Here is a 22,068-nt window from a genome sequence, read left to right on the forward strand (position 1 = left end):
GCCCGATTACACTCATACAGGTCGCGTACTGATGCTCAACGTATTGCGTCCGCGGCGCTCTCTCCAGCCGCGCGTCAAGCCTATGAGCCAGCGATATAAGAAGGCTACACGTCACTTAGAGATGGATAAATACGTCCAAAAACATTGCACCCATGAATCCATTCGCTTAATCATGATTTTTTCTTTGCCGGATCTGTTTAGTAAAGCGTGGACAACAGCCGTCTTGCGTTCATAGTAGGACACTAAATTTTTGGGGTTTTATGCTTTAGCCCTTTGTCCGCGAGAATTATTGTTATCAAATGAGTGCAAAGTCCGGCCAACGCAATCACCCCAATCCAGTGTGCAAAGAAAGGAACAACTGATTCTCTAAAATTCCAGAACTTGATGCTGTAGCCTGAAGACAACCTCTGAACGAGCCCCAGGACGTCAACACTCCAAATCCCAAAACCGAAGATAGCCAAGCCCATCGCCACACCAAAGCCAGACTGAAGCTTTCGCGCATCCCAGCCGTGTAATTTTCGATTGGATAATCCACAAAACCGATTCCAATGCAACCCTATGTGCACCCCAACAAAGACGGCTAGCCAATATGCGGCGAACCAATGAACCTGGCGAGCGGTTATACCACCAAGGCGAGGTAGTACCGAACCGAGCAGCTTTGATACCAGCAAACTACTGACAAACAGGACGATTATCGAAGTTACCAGGCATAAATGTGCTAACGCGCTTCCGATGTTCGCACGCTGTCTGAGCGCTCTCAAAAAATAATTCATTACCAGTCTGAATCGTACAAATATATGCCTTCCTACCAGTATAAAAAATGCTAGACCCACAAGCTCGTGGCTGTTATTCCCATACCACCAATAGCTATAACTCCAAAGCAGAAACGAAAATAAGAAGAGCACTTCCGCTGCTCGAGCAGCTCTGAAGCCAATTCGGCGGGATAAACGACTCGCTGGCATTATCTCTTAAACCCTATAGCGTCGGAAAAGGTAAACATGAATTGTTTCCGCTGCTGAGACTCGTGGCACGAGTAACATTGCTGAGGATTTTCATCTTTGTTAACTTTTTGGTCGGCGCCGAAAGCCTGGTACGACCAATCTAGCTCGCCCTCCCCGGTTTTCTCAGACACGAGGTAACGACTAAGCTTTCCGCTTTGATAATCGACCAGCACCAAGTGCGTACCAACAGGAACAGCGCTCCCATCCTTGATATTCTTCAAAGCATCTGGCGTGATCAACATATGCTCCACAGTACTCCCACGAGTAACAGTGGTATACTGTTGCAGTTGATCGATAGCGGGAAACGTAACTCCCGGCTGAGCTGCATAAACGGTGAAGCACAGTGCCCCGCACAATATGCTTGCCAAAAAACTGAGCTTGATCGTCAAGTGTTGCTCCCCCTGGTACAGGCCCTATTCGAAGTTCGCACATTACCAACCTACCAACGCTTCATCACCTATGATCAGCACTAACAGCCATGTGCTAATTCGATAACTGGACATTTTCCAAAGGCGCATGTAGATAGAACAATCATCTGACTTAGTATTTACCTGTCATATCTATCGCAGCGCTACGATTTAGGTCGTTCCTAGCTGCTACGTGATCAATCTTTAAGTTGATAATTTTTTGTTGCGAGGTGTTACGGCGTCCTTACCAAAAGTTAAAACTAGAAGTATTTAAAAAAAAGCCATGCGGGGTTGCATGGCGTGGGCAGAACGCCCAAGGGATGAAGCTTTTAGGCCGGCGTATTTTCAACTGCGTTCTTGAGTTTCCATCAGCTGCTATTTAACTCCAGCTGATTCGCGGCTCGTGTAAACCGTGAGACGACTGCTGCGAGCACAGCAGCTAAAATTAGCATCAGCGCGCTTGCCGTGAATGTCGCTTGATATCCATGAAGATCGTAAAGTGCTCCCCCTACGGTTGCACCGATTGTGATAGCCATTTGAATGACTGCTACCATCAGTCCACCACCTGCTTCCGCATCTGCTGGCAAGGTTTTAGAGAGCCAGGTAAACCAGCCTACAGGGGCTGACGTTGCAACGAGACCCCAAGCCCCAAGCAACATAGCGGTAGCGGCAATTCCCTCGCCGTATAGCAACAGCCCTTCAACTATCAAGGACATCAGCAACGGTATAGCTATGAGCACCCCGCCCAAATTACGTTTGATAACTGAACCCACCAAGACCGTCCCGATCAGGCCTGATATGCCTAATGCAAGCAGCAGTAATGAAATTTGGCTTATATTGGCTTTTGTGACTGATTCAAGAAATGGACGGAGGTAAGTAAATAATGAAAATTGGCCCATGAAAAGGAAAGCGACCCCGCCCATGCCTAACATAAGGTTCCAGTTTCCTAGCAATCGGAATACTGCAACCGGCGAAGTCCTTTTAGATTCTTTTGGCATGCTCGGCAGGGAGACTGCCTGCCAGCACAAGGCGATTGCCGCCAGCGGAACCACACAAAAAAATGCCCAGCGCCAGCCGATGTAGCTCCCCAACAGACTTCCAAGCGGGGCTGCTACAGCCGTTGCCAATGCGGATCCTCCCTGGATAACGGCTATCGCCCTTGGCACAAAGGATTCTGGGGCGATCCTCATAACCACGGAGGTGGACATTGACCAGCACCCTCCTATCGAAATTCCCAATAAAGCCCGCCCAACCATGAAGACTGAAAAATTCGGAGCGACACTCACCATGATGCCCGAGGCGATCATCAAAACTGAAAGGGCCAGAAGTACATGCTTTCTATCAAACTTCTGAGTGGCTGGTGATATGAAAAGACTCGTCAGAACCGCCAGGATTCCTGAAATCGATATCGCCTGACCGGCCTGCCCCGCCGTCAGCGAAAGATCCTCTGCCACAGGTGTCAGCAGACTTACTGGCATAAACTCTGAGGCAACAAGAGCGAATGAGCAAAGTGAAATTGCTAAAACGGAACCCCAAACCTGAAAATTCTTATCGCGAAATTCTCTTCTCACTATTCGGTTCCCCTAAACCATTTATAATGATCAAGATTTCTGGTTCAACTTAACGTTGAGCCAACTAAAATTTTACTAAACTTCCATCTCAAAGAAAGTGAAACTAGCCAGTTAGGCATAAGCTCTTTACATGAACCGCATCTAAACCGTAGCGCTGAAAACTTAGGCAAGTAAAAAGGTGCGGAACGCTAACATTGATATCCTGGAAACTAATACACTCATGCAAATGCTGCGTTGAGCTTACAGGTTTAAGTTAAAAGCTAACATCTTGCCTGTCTGCTGGCAGCCATGAATGATTTCGATAGGTCGTTGCGAAGCCTGCTCACGAGCACGACGAAGGGAATCATCTCCCATTTTGCTACATGGTCATCAAGCCACGAGAATGGGCTTCTACCCCTCATCGCCCTTTAAGACTTTCTCTAAGAGCTGTTTGTATTGAGATTATTGCTGGTTCGACTTGACTCATGAACTGCTCCCCTTTTGCCGTAATCAAAAACTGACCGTTCGAACGAGTAAACAATTCATCATTGAACAAATCCCGGAGCTTCTTCAGCGCATTGCTTACCGCGGGCTGACTGACGCGTAGATGGCCTGCAGCCTGACTCACGCTCTTTTCCCTGTACACTACCGCCATCGTTATAAGAAGGTTTAGATCAAAACCGATCATCTCAGAATCAAGAGCATCCATATAACTTTCCTTAGGCGGCAGCCCTTAAAGAGAAATTTCCAAAGATCACATTGGTGCCCATTTCTGTCAGCACAGCAATCAAATCAGACATATCCGACGAGTTAAAATGCTCATCCATCGCGGATTTACACTCCCAAAAACCGCTCACCACAAGTTTACCGCTATCGGCCGAAACAGGACTTACCGTATATCCCACGCATTTCTCAATCAAGGCAAGCCTGTCTAGAAGTGGTGTTAAACGCGCTGCTAACAGCGCTTCACGACCGCAACTTATTCCTATTTCTAAAGTGCACACAGCTTCGATCATCATAATTCCCTCCTACGCTCAGGGCATAATTGCCTGTAGGGAATTCTGACGGAGTTTGGAAGTAACGCAACCTTTTAAGCGACTGGAGCTCTGCAAGCTACCATGCAGCGTTTGCATGAGTCCTTACGGAATTGATTACTCCAACCGCGACGCCCAGTTTTTACCTAAACAACCCATAGGATCATCACTCAACGCAACGCCAAGTTTGTAACGCTGTGTAACATTACTGACTGTTACTGAATGTTGCTAGAACAGTCTTCACCGCGCGAGACATATCTGGTTGCTTGGTATAGTAGAGATGAAACCCTGGAAAACTCTGCCACCACTCGGGCAGAACTGCTATCAAATCCCCACTAACAATGTGCGGTTGCGCTAGAGCTTCAGGTATATAAGCCAGACCGAAACCCTCAAGAGCAGCGTTTAGCACTTGATATACGCCACTGAATGACAGCCGCCCATCAACCTTCGCTACCGTTGCACGCATACCTTTTTTCAGTGCCCAAGGAAAAAGATTCTGTCCTCCGGACATCAGCGTGATGCAATCATGCTCAAGCAGATCCTCCGGCTCTAAAGGAACCGCTTTTGCCGAGAAATAAGCAGGAGCTCCGACTATCACAAATTTCAGGTCTGGCCCAATTCTAACACCAGCAGTGTCCTTATCCAGTTCATCTCCTAATCTGACGCCAAGGTCGAAACGTCCCTGAGCTAGGTCGCGAGCCACCTGCTCTACAACCACCTCCACCTTGATCCTAGGATGCTCAGGTAGCAGCTTGGCCAGGGTTGGCCACACAACCGTATTAGCCGCATATTCAGAGCAGACAATTCTAACCGTTCCAGAGGGCAGGCTTCCGGAGTCAGCTATCGCTCTAAGCTGGTTTTCGATATCCCTCAATCGAGGGGCGGCAACCTTGAGCAGCTTTTCCCCTGACTCCGTGACGGATACATTGCGGGTAGTGCGTGTAAGGAGCCTGACCCCAAGTCGTGACTCCAGCTGTCTGATCGTATGGCTAAGTGTCGACTGTGAGATACCAAGCTTCGCAGCGGCAGCAGTGAAGCTACGAGCCTCCGCTACCGCAACCAGGGCGATCAGGTCGCTATAATGCTCACGTGGCATTTATTCAATCTCTGCATGGCTGTGGAGAGACTTTACCAAAATATCTGACGGGTTCTTCTTTTCTTTCGCCTGAGCAAGGGAACACACGTACCTCGCACTGCAGACTTAGCTGTCTAGCTCATGGCTGCATTCTTCTTGAAGCCTTCCTCACTGGTTCCTGGTCAGAGAACCTTTGTCTATGATCGATACTGCACGCAGACGGTTCGGCATGTTTTTCAGTTACTTACGGGCAATACTTTGACTTGGCTACCTGCCTACAGGTGAAGAGGAATGCTTGGGTTATGCTGGTCTTATAGTCCGTAAAGGCTCCTCAGCTGGTACAACATGAAATAAGGCATGCCGCGGCGGTTGAGGTTTTTTCTGCACATCTCCCCCGACAGTATGGAGAGTCGTTGGCTGTGTCCGGGGAGGCGTGGCAGGCGATCTGGCGAGCTATGGCGGCGTGTGGTTGTGGCCAAAGACCCCGGAGTGCCAGAGCGGGACTCTATAGCAGACCAGTTCGAAATCGACGAACGTGTCATGCAAGGCGTTCTCGCCCAGGATCTGGAATGCTGACATTGGTGCTGGAGCTCTTGCAATCTATCTTCGTAATATGATGATCACGGAAGTGTCCGACATTAGAAGCTAGACGAACTCCGAGGCCTCAATGAGCTATTTAGACAATGGGCGAACCGATCCTTAGCATTACCCCTGGCGCGTCAGGCTGCGGCTTGAGTTTAACCCAATCTAAAATTTGATGACTTTGCTTTATCGCAAGCAGTATCCCCCCTTTCGAAGTTTAACATGTCGACAAAGGACAACATCATTGAAAATAGGCGTTTTAGGATCCGGCAGAATGGGCAGCAACCTTGGATTGATGCTTGCACACGCAGGCCACGAGGTTACCTTTAGCTACTCCATGACAGAGGGCAAACTCGCACAACTCGCCAAACAGGGCGGGCCGCAATGTGGGTACGGATCACCAGCTCAAGCGGCAGCAGAGGCCGATATAGTGTTATTGGCAGTCCACTGGCATCAAATTGACGATGTGCTGACGGCTGCAGGTAGCCTAGATGATAAGGTCGTGCTCAGCTGCTGTAACCCACTCAATATCGAAGATACTGATCTCATTATTGGTCTTACAAGCTCGGGGGCCGAGGTACTAGCTGAAAAGCTCAAACAATCTCGGATCGTCGCAGCATTCCAGACCGTTCCTAGTGAGGTGTTAATGCAGGTATTCAGGGTAAGGAACCAAGATTACCAAAGACCTAGCCTCGTTTTCTGCGGGAACGACACCACCAGCAAAACCACAGTCGCGAGCTTGATCAACCAATTGGGTTTTGACCCTATTGATGCAGGTCAATTGAAAGTCGCCAGGTATATCGAGCCTTTTGGAATGCTATCTGGCGTCCTAGCTTACGATACCGACCAAGGGCCCGAGTGGGCATATCACTTCGGAAGATTTCCTAGGCTCCAGGGCTGAAGCGCACTCCCTCGCTGTCGTCCAATCGAGCGGGCTGGTCTGGCATGGGTTTACAGCGAGGGGTCGTATCTGAGGGCCCCGATAAGCAGGCTCATAGCACCAGATGGCTGTCGACGACTAGGGTAATACAGGTGGTGCCCGGGCCATAAGGCACACCAGTCCTCCATGACCGATACGAGTTGTTTCGACGATAAATAAGGTGCAGCGATATCACTCGGTACGAACGCCAGACCATTTCCAGACACGGCAGCGTCAAGACAGTCGTAAATACTGTTAAATATAAGTTGCCCGTCAACTCGGACGTTCACCTGCTGCCCTTCCTTCTCAAACTCCCAAGCCCACAACCCCCCGTGGGTGGCAAGCCTTAAGTTTATACAATTATGGTTCATTAGGTCAGCAGGGTTAAGAGGCACTTCTCGACTTTTGAAATACCGTGGTGTGCCCACCACAGCGAATCTTATATCCGGACTGATACGCACTGCTATCATATCCTGCGCTACCATTTCGCCTAAACGTACTCCCGCATCGAATTGCTTATCCGCGATGTCTACCAAACCATTATCAGCGAAGAGCTCAACTTTAATATCAGGGTATTTCTGAACAAAACCCTTGAGCTTCGGAGCGAGCAAAGTTCGGATCGGGTGGTCTGATGCGGTGATACGAATAGTCCCGGAAGGGGCGTCTCTCAATTCGGAGACTGCATCCAGCTCCCTGTCAATTTCTCCTAGCTGTGGGCCGACGACGCTCAGGAGCTGCTCCCCCAACTCAGTTGGATATACAGATCTGGAATTTCGCGCTAGCAGTCGAACACCCAAGGTTTTTTCCAGCCCACGAACGGCATGGCTCACGGCTGACTGAGACACCCCCAGCTGTGCTGCAGCCCGCGTAAAGTTTTTCTCGCGAGCAACTGCCATAAATGCCACCAGCCCACCGAACGAGTCTCTCGTCATATTACCTTTCATCGTCATCATTACCTTCGAGTATCGGCGTCGCGCATGAGGTAGACCTGAACCTAAACTGGCGACGAGCGCCGACACCTGACACGCAAGCTACATGCCAGCCAAGCCAAGCCTACATCCGCGATGTGGCCAAGTGCTTTTAAGAACTGTTTTCCAGTGACCGCGAAGCTTATGCCGCAAGATTCCAAACCGATGCGACGTCATGAATTGAGTAGACGGCTATGAAGCTTTGACCAATAACCTGAAACAAAGCAACGCCGGCAGTATGATCAACTCAGAGTCTCGGAACGGACTCGCAACCTCAGAACAGCGGCCTTCTCCATACACCCGACCAGTCGTATGGAAAGAGGGTAGCATCAAAAGCCATGCTCATTTCCTGGGGGGCATCAATGCATTTGGGGCGTCCAGCGCGGAGGACTGCAACTCAACCAGGCCCGAGGTGCCGCTATTCACTGGTAAGGACGCTTTTAAATACATCACCAGAGCCTTCATATCACGAGGCGTCAAGTACTGGAAGCTTTGTTCGACCACATCTGGAATACGCCCGGTAGCGAAGCTATGATTGGCCTCATAACCGGTCGACAGATGATTGGCTATTTGCGCAGACGTCCACGCACCAACGCCATGCAGGTTTTTTTGAGCAGTGTTATATGTGCCCCGAGCTTCAATCGGAACACCTGAAAAATACGCCTGAGAGCTCATAGCGAAACCAGCGTTCCGAGTTGCACGGCACTCGCCGCAGCGCCCCAATGCACGCGCTAGGTAGGCACCTCTGTTCCAGTCGTAACTCTGTCCTTGCACCCCTTCGAATCGCCGATCCTGAAAGAAAGCCATGCTCCATAAACGCACACCCCAACGCTGGTCGAACGGAAACGCCAGATTGTTAGGTGGGGTCTCAGCGCCTACCGGCTCAACAGTCATCAAGTATTTTTTGATCTCCAGAACGTCTTGCTTGCTCATTCCAGTATAAGACGTGTAAGGCATGACGGGAAAAAGATGCCCACGAGATCCGATACCCCGACGAACCGCGTCGACAAATTGATCGTCAGTCCACCCCCCAATCCCGACATCCCTGTCGGACGTGATATTCGTAGAGTACACCTCGCCGAAAGGTAGCCGAAATGCCCTACCGCCCGACAAAAATTTGCCTCCAGGCGCCGTATGACAGGCTACGCAGTCAGCAGCGCGTGCTAGGTATTCTCCCGCACTCACGTCACCAGGAAGGTCTTGAGGAATTCCTGAAAAAGGCCTGACTTGCTCGGGCCATTGCTCAAGTTTCGTAGACTGGCGTTCGTAAAACGCAAAAATTATAGAAGCGCCGGCGCAGAGGAGCGCACACCACAACAACAGTTTCGAATACGCGGACTGATCCAATTGCTAAACTCCGTCAGGCTTCAAGTCGGCGCCACGATTCGAATCACTCTCAAACGGTGACCCATGATCGCCGCAATCGCGCTAGCTTTTTTAATAGCAACAGGGGGCGCGCTTAGTCCGCCAGTCCAGTAGTAAAACATATCGACTGAACTAGATTAACGCTATCTTCAGGCACGTTCATGATTCTGAAAACAGGGTATTCATGCAGACTACGTGCTTCATATATCATTTCCGAAAGTTGTGCTGTTGTGGAAAACCGAAGGCCATTCAGGGGGCTTGGCCGGAGTGGATCCGGGCAATACCACCCACGTGAGACTTCCCGTGTTTTATGGGCGCCATAATACGAGACATGCACACCCAACACATACTGCCCTGCTGCTTGCTCCCATGAGGCAGACCGATAAATCGTAAAACATCTGTGTATACCAATCACTGTAATTTAAGCCAATATTTATCGATTTCACTAATAGGAGCATTTCTCGGGAGGTGGCTATACGCCCCCCAAAAATGTGTATAGTCAATTTTCAAACTTTATGTTTTGTATAGGGGAAATGAATGTCAGTTAAAGCATTTGGTGCAATTGCAGGGGACAAGGCGCTGGAACCAATGAATATTGAACGCCGAAAACCAGGCGAGCACGACGTGCAAATTGAGATTGCTTACTGTGGCGTATGCCACTCCGACCTACACCAAGCAAGAGCAGAGTGGGCGGGTACTTTGTTTCCGTGCGTTCCAGGGCATGAAATTGTAGGCCGCGTTTCCGCAGTAGGCGCACACGTCTCGAACTTCCAATTGGGTGATCTAGTCGGTATCGGCTGCTTAGTAAACAGTTGCAAAGTCTGCGATGACTGTAATGACGGCCTGGAAAACTATTGCGATGGCATGACTGGCACCTATAACTTTCCGACCCCTGATGCGCCCGGGCATACTCTAGGCGGCTACTCAGAGCGGATTGTAGTTAATGAACGATATGTTCTTAAAATCCGCCACCCTGAATCGCAGCTCGCCGCCGTCGCTCCGTTGCTCTGCGCGGGGATCACAACCTATTCCCCCCTGCGTCATTGGAACGCGGGCCCTGGCAAGAAAGTGGGTATTGTAGGCATTGGTGGCCTAGGGCACATGGGCATAAAATTAGCTCATGCGATGGGCGCTCATGTTGTGGCTTTTACAACCTCGGATTCGAAACGAGAGGCAGCTAAACTGTTAGGGGCCGATGATGTGGTCGTATCAAAAAACTCGGATGAGATGGCCAGTCATCTAAAGAGCTTTGACCTTATTATCAACACCGTCGCAGCCCCCCACAACCTGGACGCGTTCACTACGCTCTTGAAGAGAGACGGTGTGATGACCTTGGTCGGTGTGCCCTCCGAATCTCACCCATCACCTTCGGTATTTAACCTGGTATTCAAGAGGCGTACGGTAGCTGGGTCAATGATCGGTGGAATCCCTGAAACCCAGGAAATGTTAGACTTTTGCGCGGCGCAAAATATCGTTGCGGATATTGAACTAATTCGCGCCGACGGGATTAATGAAGCATTTGAAAGAATGCTTAAAAGCGATGTCCATTATCGTTTCGTTATAGACAACTCAACGTTGTGAGGCTACGCGGCATACACCGTTGCTAACATAGCTCCCATTTGAAATGAAATCCGTTCCGGGGCGGATTTCGGGTTCTGTACTCTCGATTAAGGTTGACGAGATTCTCCAGTTACCGAAAGACGCCCCATCCGCATTCGCCTACCCTCCTCTTAATTACCGGGTACTGTGGTTCATTAAGGATCAGCTCCTTCCTTCGTCCCGGCCCAACGTCTCCATCTACACTTACGCCTCCTTCGTCATCCGAACAATCCACTCCACATAACTATCTACTTAGTTCATGCCTGTTATCGATTATCGCATCGAACATCCCTCGCATCGCTTCCTCTCATCAATTACACACATTCGATGGAGATGGATATGCACTACAGAAAATTAGGCAACTCTGGAATATTCGTATCTGAGCTAGCGTTTGGCACGCTCACTTTCGGAGGAAGTAATGGTTTTGAGAACTGCGGAAATGTTGATGAGAAGCTAGCTCAGAGAATGTTCGATCTCGCGATAGATGCCGGCGTCAACCTCATCGACACTGCTGATGTCTATTCCAAGGGCTTATCGGAGGAAATCGTGGGTAGGGCCTTAGGACAAAAACGTAACGACGTGATCCTCGCCTCTAAGGCACGCATGCCGATGGGATCGGGCCCGAATGACTCTGGTGCATCTAGATACCACTTAATCCGCTCTTGTGAAAACAGCCTACGCCGCCTCGGCACCGATCATCTTGATTTGTACCAACTGCACAACTGGGACGGCGTAACTCCAATCGAAGAAACGTTAGAAGCGATGACTCATCTGATCCGTTCGGGGAAAATACGCTACTTTGGGACAAGTAATTTTACTGCTTGGCAAATGATGAAGACTTTAGGTAGTGCAGAAATTCATGGCCTGATGAAACCAATATGCCAGCAGATCTATTACACGCCAGAGGCCAGAGAAGCTGAATATGAGATCCTGCCGATGTCATTAGATCAGTCAATCGGGACACTAGTGTGGGGCCCGATGGGAGAAGGCTTGCTCACTGGCTCAACTCGACGCGGTCAGAAACCCCCCATAGGAACTCGGCAAGGCAGCGACTGGCCTGAACCTTACGTTGCAGACTTCGAGAGAGCTCTTGATATTATTGAAATTCTTTCACAGGTTGGGGAAGAAAACGGAACTAGCGCCGCCCAAGTGTGCCTAGCTTGGCTAAAGGACAGACCAGGTATAACATCCCTCATTGTGGGGGCACGCACCGAAAGCCAATTAAAAGAAAATCTCGGCGCAGTTAATTTGAAACTGACTCCGGAGCAAATTTCTCGCATCGAGAAAAACACTCGACGCCAGCCTCTGCATCCTTATTGGCAGAGACTAACCGGTCAAGTTGATCGTCTTGATCCGGCGGAATTGCCGTTTCTGCGTGAGCACTTCGACACTATTAGATCCACAAAACCTCACTGACAAAAGGCCGCGCTAAGCGCGGCCTTTTTACGCGTCAACGTCAAAAACTCGCTGGCTTACAGGCACGGGAGAAAGGCATTCCTGAGAGGCGATAAGCAATGACATGCCGCGAAGGATCAGAGCACGACTCTCTCGGTCAGGCGCATCAGCGACGGTCGCCGGCTACAACCAACCTTGGCCCGCCGGGCGTACTTTTTCGAGTTCAGCGCGAATATGATTGGCAATCTCGATAAGGCGAGCTTTCGGCAGGCGACTTGTGGGCCCAGCAATGGCGAGCGCTGCGCGCGGCGTGACCGCCACTGCAACGCATGAGATCCCGGTCTTCTCGCTGTCGAGATCTAGAGCGAAGCCCTTGCGCCGCGCTTCGTCGATCTCCTTGGCGTGCCGCTGCCAGCGTTCAGCGTCTTGAGCACGGGCGGAGTGCGCCAAGCCGGGGTCTGCCGCCAGCAGGATGTGGCCAAGCGCCTGTCCGATCAGCGGGCTGCGCTCGCCGGGCCTCACGGCCAAGTGCAGGGGCTTGTCCGACAGGACGGCGTCCACGCAAAGGTAGTCGCTGCCGCTGACCATGCCGAGAAATGCGGACTCGCCCGATGCAACGCTCACCGTATGCAACACGGGGCGGATGCGTGCGCGCAGTGCGTGTTCGGCCTCGGCGTCAGGCCGCACAAGCTGGGTAAGCTTACTGGTCAGCCGATAGGCAGCGCCCTTCCTGTCCTGCGTGATGTACCCGAGCACTTCAAGGGACGCGATCAGGTTATGTGCGGTGCTGCGGTTTAAGCCGGCGCCGTCCGCCAACTCGCTCAAGCGTGCGCCCTCGGGCTGCCGGGCGACGTGCTCTAGCAGATCGAACGCCCGCTGCACGGATTGGATCACTCGACCGGATGATTTTGGGATTTCCATAATGCTGAATTATGACGCCCCGGATGGCTCAAAGCAATCACGATGTGGAGATGCAAGCTGGGCGCTCGGCCCGCCGACATAGGAACTAAGATGCCCCTATTGTTAAACGGATACACCTTGGCCGGCGGCGATTTCAGGCAGAAGGCCAGCGATAATGAACTTGAACGTTCCGATGATGAAAGTGCCGACCTTCAGCTCAAAGACGACCCAAGGCAGGCTCGCTATCGCCGGACAGACTGAGATGCGGCTGCTTCAGCCATCACTGCTCTCTTTCGGTCAAGATCTATGATCGCTCGGGATTTAGTGCCGGTCGATGTGGACGTGCCGCTCCGTGAATCGCCAGCGGCTGTTGTGCAAGACGAAGCCGTCCACATAGCGCCCGCGTGCGGCCAAATGCACCGCCGAGCCTTCCGTCAGTTGGGACACCAGGAAGTATGAGACGCTGGTAGCCCTATGCCCGTCGTCTGACACGTCGATGAGAATATTGCCGATCAAATGCTGCGGCCCTAGGTGGGCATCATGCGTGGGCGTGTGCTCGCGCAGCCAGGCGAGCTTCTCCGCCTTGCCGCGCATCGCCAGTTCTGAAGTGATGTGCCAAGTCGCTTCATCGAAGAAGTCAGCGACGGCTTCAAGGTCGCCTTCATCAAGGCGGTAGAGATAGGTGTGGATCAGGCGCGCGATCTGGCTTTCGGCCTCGCGGCGGTGTTCAAAAGAATTCATCTTGGTGCCTCATTCAAGCAAGGGGATCGGAAAGGGGACGCGATCTTATGGGCCGCAAATCGCGGCCCCATAAGCCTCATCCGTGCGACGCATGTGCGCCAGTGCCTAGTGGTCAGAAGCCTTCGAGCACGATCTTTCCGCATGCCTTGCCGCTTTCCAGCAGTTGGTGCGCACGCTTGAGGTTGGCCGCGTTGATCGTTCCGAAAGTGTCGGTCAGCGTAGTACGGATTTTCTTGGCTTCGATCAGTTTGGCGATTTCGCGCAAGATGTCGCCCTGCACGCTCATGTCGATGGTCTGCATAAGCGAGCGCATGAAAACCGCTTCAAGGTGGATCGAAATGCACTTCCACTTGAAAGGGTTGGCGTCGAAAACCTTGGGATTATCGATGTAGCCGTAGCGTCCTTGCGGCGCCATGAATTTTACAATGTCGTCGCGGTACTCAATGGAACCCGCCGTGGCGAAGACGAAGCCAGGCGCCCCCAATCCCAAGGCTTCGATCTGCGCAGCCAGTGGCTGGCTATGATCCACGACATGGTGCGCGCCGAGGCTTTCGCACCATTCCTTAGTTTCCTGGCGCGAAGCGGTGGCAATCACCGTGAGGTCGGTACGGGCGCGCAGCAGTTGGATGGCCATCGAGCCTACACCACCGGCGCCGCCGATGATGACCACGGCTTGGGCCGCGCCGGGGACTGGGCGCGTAACATCCATGCGCTCGAACAGCATTTCCCATGCGGTGAGCGCGGTCAACGGCAGCGCAGCCGCCTCGGCATTGGAGAGGGATGCGGGCGCCTTGGCCGCGATGCGTGCATCGACCAAGTGGTATTCAGCGTTCGTCCCCTGCCGACGGATGGCGCCGCAGTAATAAACCCTGTCGCCGACCTCGAAGCCCTGCACGAGCGAACCCTTCTCGACGACCGTGCCAACCGCGTCCCAGCCCAGCACCCGAACTTCGCCTTCGGCCGGCGTGGCATTCCGGCGAATTTCGTAATCGATGGGGTTGACCGCCGTGGCCGCAATTTCGACCAGCAGGTCATACTCCGTGGGAGCGGGCTTCGGAAGGGTAACGTCTATCAGCGCGTCATCGCGGTCGATTGACCCGTTCTGCTTAAAGCCTACAGCTTTCATTATTTTTCCTCGATTGTGTTTAAAGAAATTGGTTCGCGCCCCGACTTTTCCTGCGAGTGAACTCATGGGTAAACCTGTGGTGATGGGTCGATCGGCGCGTGCGCCTCGGCACGGTCGAACCGTCCCGCCATCGGAGCGCGGCTCAACGCGTCATTACCAAGCCAGGCTCTTGCCGTCCTGATAGAAGCCGCTGGTGCCGGCCTCGGCGCGCAGATTGACGACGTACTTGATGCTGGCTGCGCCCTCGGAAACAGGGCGTCCGCCTTCGCCGCCGAGGTCAGTGGCTGTCCAGCCGGGGCAAGCCGCGTTGACGGTGACGCCCTGATCGGCCAGTTCCGAAGCGAGGTTGCGTGTGTAGGCATTTAGCGCCGCTTTTGAAGTTCCGTAGGCGGGGACGCCCGCGGTCATGCTGGCGATCGAACCCTTCTCGCTGGAGACGTTGACGATGCGCGCGTCCTGCGCCTTGCGCAGAAGTGGGAGCATCGCCTGTGTGACGCGCACTGCGCTAAAGAGGTTGATTTCCAGCGCGTGCTGGACGACCGCGAGGTCGGCCGTGGAAGCTTTTTGCGCATAGTCAAAGACGCCACCCACGTTGTTCACCAGCACGTCGAGACGACCGAAGTCGGCTTCGATCCTCTTCGCAGCCGCGTCCACGCTCGCTTGATTCGACACGTCGATATGTACCGCGTGTGCGTTGCTGCCGATCTCTGCGGCGGCCTGGATGGAGCCCTCGAAGTTGCGTGCGCCGAGGAGCACGGTGTCGCCGTCTTTTGCGAGCTGCTTGGCGAGTTCGCGGCCAATCCCACGGTTGGCGCCGGTGATTAGGATGATGCGTGTCATATGTGTTCCTTTGTCGAGGTAGATAATGGTAGGAGCTGGCAGCTGCCAGCGCCGGCTACTGAACTGTTGGGATCAATCCCAGCGGCTGATCCCACAATGACAAACAAAATTATTAAGAGCAAACTCGCTATTCAACATTGTGGAATTACCCTTGTGACAACTCAAAAGCTGGGCTGCTGCCGTAGAAGCAGGCTGTCGCTACGCTCAATGAACAACGCAAGCCTGTCCGGCCGTCATCGGTACGGTGAATATCTGCGTGAACACCGTGTGCCGCATATACGCCAGCCGGGCTGCGAGCCGATACGCTAGGGATGGCATCCGGCCAAGGCGACAAGCTGATCCTCGGACAGGTACTAATGCGCGTGGGACAGGTACTAATGCGCGTGGGACAGGCACCAGCGGTGGTCGTATGGCCCTACATGCTCACGCTGGCTGCTTGTCCAACAGAAGTGCGCGGATATCAAACGGCGTGCCGCACACCAAGCAATGGTCATGTTCGAGATAGACGTGTGTTTTGTTGTGCGTGGCTGTTCTGCGGTTGTATGGATGGAATTGACCGGAATCGACCCAACGCTGCGATTAGGGGTCGAAGACAGCCACGGGCCGCAAGCGTGCTGGCGAATGCAGCCCTTTATGTTGGAGAACGCCGTAATACGGCAAAGGATGATCCCTGGCGGCGAGCCTTCCTCCCCCCTTCGTGCTTGTGCACCCAGCGAAGGTAAAGCCTGATCTGCCCCTTGAAAGCCAGCTTGAACTCGCCTACCTTCCACTCCGCTCCGGGGTTACAAGCCGCCCCCTACTTGCGGTTCCGAACAGCAGACCCAGCTGGAAATGCTCCCATCACTCTGGACGCGCTTCTGCCGGGCCTCGAAGCCTCAACATCCCCTATGGCCCGCTAACCCTCCTCATAGGTTGGGCGCCCGGGCCACGTGATACTCGGTGACCATTTCAGAAGCTGAGCCAGCACGGACGATCTGCGCCTCCAAGAAATGATAGACGTGCGCCCTGAGCGCAGCTCTCACGGAAAAGCACCTAGTAGAGGTTCGTCACGGGGCAAGTGATCGACGTGCCTCTTCACGTATCGAAGGATACATAGCCCGCTTTCACCCACATCTGGAGCATAAATCCGCTGTATCCCGGAGTAACCTGGGCGCCTTAAATAGCTGCTGACAGCGAGCTCTACAACGTCGGTGAACGCTTCCCCATGAAACGTCGCCTGCCTCTTTCCAGATCGTTGATTCCAAACCGTAGTCCATGCACCTCCCCAAATTTCAGACGCAGTAATCCCAACCAAGAAGTCTGTGTCAGGCGACAGATTTCTGAGAATTTAAGAGCTAGCTGTTTGAACACAAAGATGAATGGAGGAGCGGCAATCTAGAAACACCAAGCCGCAGACTCATCTTGAAATGGTAGAATCTCGCCAGCAACATATCACCTACGAGAAACCTCATGAATACAGATTTGACCGAGGAAGAGATGCGTCGAGCGCTCTTCGGCAGCCCCGCGCCAGCGCCTAAAGTAACTGCGCCAGCTTCATTAACATCGGTACCAAGCATCGCGCTTGCGCAAGCGGTGAAGCCTCAACCCAAAAAGAAAACCACAAAGGCGTACACCCCTCGGCTGCGTGTGACGATGCATGTCACGAACGAGTTCGAGGGCGAAGCCTACGAGCTGATCCACGAGGCCGATACCTTGAGCACCCTCCTCGCTGAGCAGGAGGCGGTCAAGACGGCCAAAAAGAAATACCGTTACGTGGAAGTGATTTCTGTGAGTTCGATGTAGGCATTGATGAACTTATCAGGAAATCGGCAATCTGCGGCGCCATTGATGCTCCCACTCATGAATCGAAACGCAACTCCTCCTCTGAAGTCTCACTTTTGAGCAGACCCTCCTTGGGAACTCCGATAGTGTGTAATGAGACACTCGCCTCATTGACGTTACTGCGTTTGAGCAAGAAGAGCATGTCCTCCGATTCGGCGATCTGGCATGCACGTATCCGATCCAGGTTTTTGTAGGTAAGGGTTATTGCTTGTTTGTGTGCTGACGATGCTCTCGTTTTACTGCAGGACGCAGAGCCGGTCAGCCTTGTGCTGAGAGACATCCGTATGTCAGGAAAACTTGATGGCTCGGACTTGCCTAATGTGATCTGGCGCCGATAGCCGAACCTGCCAGTGGTTCTAACCTCGGGTCATCGATGTCTATCCCCTGATGAGCTGTCTTTTCGGTCTGCATTTATCACAAAACCCCGGACGCTCGACATCGGCATGAGGCAGTCAAAGAGCGAATGCCGCTCGGTGGCTTGGAAGACTTGCAAACTGAACTGACCGACTAGCAGTCATCTGCAGCAGAAGAATTGATAATGAATCTATTTCGAGGATCTTTAGCGATAGATCCTTTCGCTGCTCGCTCAGGGCCGCAGAGACCTAAGTAGGTACCCATGAGTCAAGACCCAGATTTCAAGCTCTTGTTCGATGCCCTCCCCCATCTGGTATTAGTGTTATCGCCAGGCCCAGATTTCATCATGGTCGCGGCCTATGAGCGACGCCTCCGCGGCACCAATACACGGCGTGAAGACTGTATCGGACGTTCGATCTTTGAGGTGTTCGGCAGAAATCCGGATGAGCAATCAGAGTTTGGCGCAAGTGTCTTGAGGGCCTCTTTGGAGCGCGCGTCATGCACACCCGCCAGCCGGATCGCATGGCAATCACTAAATACGACATCCCGCGCGTGGTTGGAGAGGATGCCGGCTTTGAGGTGCGTTACTGGAGTTCCTTGAACACGCCTGTGTTGAATGACCGAGGCGGCGTCATTTACATCATTCACCAGACCGAAGACGTCACCGAGCAGGTCGTAGGGCGACAACGTTCCAATCCCGGCGTGCAGATTACCGATGAACGCATGCGCTCTGCACTTCTAGCCTCGGAAGCCGGGATCTTCGATTAGTACATTGAGGAAGACCAATTCCACTGCGACACCGCGCTGAAACACCTTTTCGGCTTTCCGGACGTGCTGACCGGTAATCCTATCGAGCGCTTCCTTGAATACGTCCATCTCGAAGACCGGCACCTGGTGCGGCTCTCACTGATTGAGTGCATTCACGGAAAGGACTTTACCGTCGAATTCCGGTTACACCGGAGCGTCCAGGAACGATGGCTGGTAAGCAAAGGTAAAGTTTTTCTGGATGCTGCTGGCAAGTCTTCGTTTGTCACCGGCACCTGCGTGGATATCACTGCCCGCAAGCAGGCGGAGAACGCGCTGTACGAACTCAACGAGACGCTTGAAGCGCGGGTTACCGCCGAACTGGCTGAGCGCACCCGAGTAGAACATACGCTGCATCAGGCGCAAAAAATGGAGGCCGTAGGGCAGCTGACAGGCGGGATCGCTCATGACTTCAACAACTTGCCCACCGGCATCATCGGTAGCCTGGAACTGATGCAGCGGCGACACCAGGCCGGTAGCTCAATAGACGACGAACGCTACATCACTGCGGCCGTCACCTCAGCCCACCGGGCAGCAGCGCTTACTCAACGCTTGCTAGCGTTTTCTCGTCGTCAAACCCTTGATCTCAAGCCGATCGATGTTGATCAGTTGGTGGCTTCGCTAGAAGATCTGCTTCACCGAACGACCCGAGAGAATATCGAGATAACCACACCTTTGACGGCAGGCCTGCCACTTGTGTCAATGGATGCAAATCAGCTGGAAAGCGCAGTGCTCAATCTTGCTATCAACGCGCGTGATGCCATGCCGGATGAAGGCACAATTGCCATTACGACAGCGTCGGTACATGTCACTACTGCCGAGGGGAGGGCACTGCAGCTCACGGAGGGCGTTTACGTGATGCTGGAGGTGACCGATACGGGGGTGGGGATGACGCCGGACGTCCTGACCAAGGTCTTTGAGCCCTTCTATACCACCAAGCCGATAGGTCAGGGGACGGGACTAGGGCTTTCCATGGTCTATGATTCTATGCGTCAAGCTAAAGGAGCTGTCCAGATCATCTCGCAGCCGGGAAGTGGTACCAGCGTGCAACTGTACATGCCTTGCCTGGGCGGCGATGTAGGGATATCCGAAGGTGAAGTGAACAGAGAGGCCCCCTTGGGAGAAGGCGAAATCGATCTGGTCGTCGAGGATGAAGCGGTGGTGCGATCGCTTATCGTGGAGGTGCTGTGTGATCTCGGCTACCACGCGTGTGAAGCGGCTGCTGATCAAGAGGCCATTCCTATACTGGAAAGCAGGCAGCGCATTGATCTGATGATTTCCGATGTAGGTCTGCCAGGCATGAACGGACGCCAACTAGCCGATATTGCGCAGTTACGACGTCCAGGTTTGAAGGTTCTATTAGCGACGGGCCATGCCGACGGGTCGAATGTGGACGGTTATCTAGCCTCGAACATGGAAATCATTACAAAACCATTCGCTATCGATATCTTGGCCAACAAGATCAGGGAAATGCTGGATACGTCGAAATAAATCTCAATTCAGCGCCCACGCGGAGGTCAGACTGTAGCCGCAGAAGTGTCATAAGCGGCACCCAACAACACCGGCGATGCTACCAGCGTCAGCATCAACTAGGGCGCCATTTCCAGAATCGGCATGCCCGGCGCCAGCGCCAAGCCGGGCTTACTTCCCCCACGAGCTACAGCGGCGCGTATGACACGCGATTTCCGGCGACTATCGACGACAGCGCCGTTACAGAAAGTGCGAGTATTGTTTCGAAAACAACCAACCCTTGTCGCTCAAGAGCTAGAAGTGAGCACAGCCTATGCCGCCAATGACAGGGTTTGTTGAGCGAGCGTTATCCGTTATGACATACAAGGCTCCGAAACACACTCATGAACCAATTCCGACAGAACCCTTAATTACCTGGTCATCCTGTGCGTACCTATAACTACATCATGCTGAAGCTGTGCCTGCATGTGAATCCACCATGGCCTCTTCCACGGGATTAATTAGTCTGACTCATCTAGGCATCCCAAACTGATCAATAATTCCTCTCCCATCACTGTGATAAAGTCCCCGCATCACGAACGCCAACGCCTAACGAAATAGCTACACGCCGCTGTAAGCCAATGCATAAGTGAGTTATTGCACATTGCCGACCCACTACCCTGCTTAGGTTAATAAGCAGCCTGCTCCAACTCGGCCGCCGATGCACTGGCCGGAACTTCCAAAGCTGCCGTGTGACTGGCAAGCCGTAGTACCAATCCCGCCTCAATTACAAAAGCACCGCGGATGGTCAAACACTTAATCGGCAAAAAACCTTGGCAGCACGGGTCGCCGTAGATTTCCGTGCGCGCTTCGTATTGATCGCTCGTTGAGCCCATCGAGTTGAAAAATCAGCAAGGTCGCGCAGAAGCCTCTGGTTTGCCGCACGACGTTCACCTATCACTTCGAGCATCTTCACAACGAGGATTTCCATGCATTACAAGCCCGTCCGGTTCGCCCTGGTTCCCACCCTCGCCTTATTAACCGTCCTGAGTGGCTGTGATAAGAAAACGGATCCTGCCCCTCCGCCTCCGCCGCAAAAAGTCAGTGTGGTCACACTACACCCGCGCTCGGTGAATCTGACCAGCGACCTGCCGGGCCGTACTAATGCCTTCCGAATGGCCGAGGTTAGGCCTCAGGTCGACGGCATTATCCTCAAGCGTCTTTTCAAGGAAGGATCGGAGATTAAGGAAGGTCAGCAGTTGTACCAGATCGATCCTTCGACCTATGAAGCCGAGCTTGCCAGCGCCCAATCCAACGTTGAGCGATACCGCTCGCTCACTGGGCGCTACAAGCAGCTGATCGACGAACAAGCCGTCAGCAAGCAGGAATACGACACGGCGCACGCCCAGCAATCCCAGGCAGAGGCTCAAGTCAAGAGTGCGCAGATCAATCTGCGTTATACCAAAGTCCTGGCGCCGATCAGTGGACGTATCGGGCGCTCGGCAGTGACCGAAGGGGCGCTGGTGTCCAATGGTCAGGAAATGGCCCTAGCCACTATCCAGCAACTCGATCCGATCTACGTCGACGTGACCCAGTCGTACGGCGACATGCTTAAGCTGCGCCGCGCGCTAGCAAGCGGTCAATTGCTGACAGCCGGTGACAACGCGGCAAAAGTCAACCTGACGCTCGAAGACGGCAGCGAGTACCCGCTGCCGGGCGCCTTGGAGTTCTCAGAAGTCTCGGTCGAACAGACCACAGGCTCGGTGACTCTGCGTGCGGTATTCCCCAACCCTGATCATGTGCTATTGCCCGGCATCTTCGTACATGCCCGCCTGCCTGACGGCATTGCGGACAAAGCCATTCTCGCGCCGCAGATCGGCGTCACCCGCAACCTCCAGGGCAGACCCACCGCCATGGTGGTGACACCCGACAACAAGGTCGAGCAGCGTGAGCTGAAGGTCAGCCGAACGGTGGGCCAGGATGTTCTGGTGGAAGACGGCTTGAAGGATGGCGATAAAGTCATCGTCGAAGGGCTGCAGTTCGTCAAGCCAGGCGCGACGGTCGAGCCTCACGAAGCTGAGGGCAACGCCGCGAAGCCCGGTGCTTCAGCGCCCACTGCCAGCGCCAAAACGGAGTAA

At 53.2% G+C, this 22,068-nt stretch carries 17 protein-coding genes and 1 pseudogene; 6 read left to right on the forward strand and 12 right to left on the reverse strand.

The window, feature by feature from the left end; genetic code table 11:
• Positions 1–242: 242 nt before the first annotated feature.
• The 6 genes from QRN38_RS00380 to QRN38_RS00405 form a co-directional block, all read right to left on the reverse strand.
• On the reverse strand, positions 243–773 hold the full coding sequence (locus QRN38_RS00380) for a DUF4405 domain-containing protein (RefSeq protein ID WP_057417565.1): 531 nt from the start codon (positions 771–773) through the stop codon (positions 243–245).
• Positions 774–961: 188 nt separating this feature from the next.
• Positions 962–1,390, reverse strand: a complete 429-nt coding sequence (locus QRN38_RS00385) for a cytochrome P460 family protein (RefSeq protein ID WP_057417566.1) — start codon at positions 1,388–1,390, stop codon at positions 962–964.
• 386 nt (positions 1,391–1,776) lie between these two features.
• Positions 1,777–2,979 carry an MFS transporter gene (locus QRN38_RS00390; RefSeq protein WP_235814496.1) on the reverse strand — a complete coding sequence of 401 codons (1,203 nt, stop codon included), beginning with the start codon at positions 2,977–2,979 and terminating at the stop codon, positions 1,777–1,779.
• A gap of 397 nt (positions 2,980–3,376) precedes the next feature.
• Positions 3,377–3,667: a LysR family transcriptional regulator gene (locus QRN38_RS00395; RefSeq protein WP_057417568.1), complete on the reverse strand. Its 291-nt coding sequence runs from the start codon at positions 3,665–3,667 to the stop codon at positions 3,377–3,379.
• Positions 3,668–3,677: 10 nt separating this feature from the next.
• On the reverse strand, positions 3,678–3,977 hold the full coding sequence (locus QRN38_RS00400; protein ID WP_057417569.1) for a hypothetical protein: 300 nt from the start codon (positions 3,975–3,977) through the stop codon (positions 3,678–3,680).
• Between the two features lie 220 nt (positions 3,978–4,197).
• Positions 4,198–5,088: a LysR family transcriptional regulator gene (locus QRN38_RS00405; protein WP_057417570.1), complete on the reverse strand. Its 891-nt coding sequence runs from the start codon at positions 5,086–5,088 to the stop codon at positions 4,198–4,200.
• A gap of 805 nt (positions 5,089–5,893) precedes the next feature.
• Here QRN38_RS00405 and QRN38_RS00410 point away from each other — a divergent pair.
• Positions 5,894–6,550 carry an NADPH-dependent F420 reductase gene (locus tag QRN38_RS00410; RefSeq protein WP_057417572.1) on the forward strand — a complete coding sequence of 219 codons (657 nt, stop codon included), beginning with the start codon at positions 5,894–5,896 and terminating at the stop codon, positions 6,548–6,550.
• 50 nt (positions 6,551–6,600) lie between these two features.
• Here QRN38_RS00410 and QRN38_RS00415 read toward each other — a convergent pair whose 3' ends face one another.
• Both QRN38_RS00415 and QRN38_RS00420 read right to left on the reverse strand, forming a co-directional pair.
• Positions 6,601–7,500, reverse strand: a complete 900-nt coding sequence (locus QRN38_RS00415; protein WP_057417573.1) for a LysR family transcriptional regulator — start codon at positions 7,498–7,500, stop codon at positions 6,601–6,603.
• A gap of 378 nt (positions 7,501–7,878) precedes the next feature.
• Positions 7,879–8,469 (reverse strand): hypothetical protein, encoded by a 591-nt coding sequence (locus tag QRN38_RS00420; RefSeq protein ID WP_144433542.1) that lies wholly within the window; start codon positions 8,467–8,469, stop codon positions 7,879–7,881.
• A gap of 969 nt (positions 8,470–9,438) precedes the next feature.
• On the opposite strand from QRN38_RS00420, the gene QRN38_RS00425 reads away from it, so the two are divergent.
• Positions 9,439–10,482, forward strand: coding sequence for an NAD(P)-dependent alcohol dehydrogenase (locus tag QRN38_RS00425; protein ID WP_057417575.1), 1,044 nt, complete (start codon positions 9,439–9,441; stop codon positions 10,480–10,482).
• A gap of 357 nt (positions 10,483–10,839) precedes the next feature.
• Positions 10,840–11,916, forward strand: a complete 1,077-nt coding sequence (locus QRN38_RS00430) for an aldo/keto reductase (RefSeq protein WP_057417576.1) — start codon at positions 10,840–10,842, stop codon at positions 11,914–11,916.
• Positions 11,917–12,078: 162 nt separating this feature from the next.
• Here the strand turns inward: QRN38_RS00430 and QRN38_RS00435 are convergent, their stop codons facing one another.
• The 4 genes from QRN38_RS00435 to QRN38_RS00450 all read right to left on the reverse strand — a co-directional run bounded on the left by QRN38_RS00435 (position 12,079) and on the right by QRN38_RS00450 (position 15,502).
• Positions 12,079–12,816 carry an IclR family transcriptional regulator gene (locus QRN38_RS00435; protein ID WP_081025297.1) on the reverse strand — a complete coding sequence of 246 codons (738 nt, stop codon included), beginning with the start codon at positions 12,814–12,816 and terminating at the stop codon, positions 12,079–12,081.
• 300 nt (positions 12,817–13,116) lie between these two features.
• The gene (locus QRN38_RS00440) at positions 13,117–13,536 is read right to left on the reverse strand and encodes a nuclear transport factor 2 family protein (protein WP_057417579.1); all 420 of its coding nucleotides are present in this window, start codon (positions 13,534–13,536) and stop codon (positions 13,117–13,119) included.
• A gap of 112 nt (positions 13,537–13,648) precedes the next feature.
• Positions 13,649–14,662 carry a zinc-binding alcohol dehydrogenase family protein gene (locus QRN38_RS00445; protein ID WP_057417580.1) on the reverse strand — a complete coding sequence of 338 codons (1,014 nt, stop codon included), beginning with the start codon at positions 14,660–14,662 and terminating at the stop codon, positions 13,649–13,651.
• A gap of 153 nt (positions 14,663–14,815) precedes the next feature.
• A complete protein-coding gene (locus QRN38_RS00450; RefSeq protein WP_057417581.1) occupies positions 14,816–15,502 on the reverse strand; it encodes an SDR family NAD(P)-dependent oxidoreductase in 687 nt (228 codons plus the stop codon).
• Positions 15,503–16,951: 1,449 nt separating this feature from the next.
• Between QRN38_RS00450 and QRN38_RS00460 the strand changes: the two genes are divergently transcribed.
• From QRN38_RS00460 to QRN38_RS00470, 3 genes and pseudogenes are all read left to right on the forward strand, one after another.
• Positions 16,952–17,284: a hypothetical protein gene (locus QRN38_RS00460; RefSeq protein ID WP_057417582.1), complete on the forward strand. Its 333-nt coding sequence runs from the start codon at positions 16,952–16,954 to the stop codon at positions 17,282–17,284.
• A 655-nt stretch (positions 17,285–17,939) separates the two neighbouring features.
• Positions 17,940–19,972 (forward strand): annotated as a pseudogene (locus tag QRN38_RS00465) (ATP-binding protein).
• Between the two features lie 947 nt (positions 19,973–20,919).
• On the forward strand, positions 20,920–22,068 hold the full coding sequence (locus tag QRN38_RS00470; protein ID WP_057417583.1) for an efflux RND transporter periplasmic adaptor subunit: 1,149 nt from the start codon (positions 20,920–20,922) through the stop codon (positions 22,066–22,068).

This window comes from Pseudomonas sp. CFBP2511 (genome assembly GCF_030209255.1).
Lineage (GTDB): Bacteria > Pseudomonadota > Gammaproteobacteria > Pseudomonadales > Pseudomonadaceae > Aquipseudomonas > Aquipseudomonas avellanae.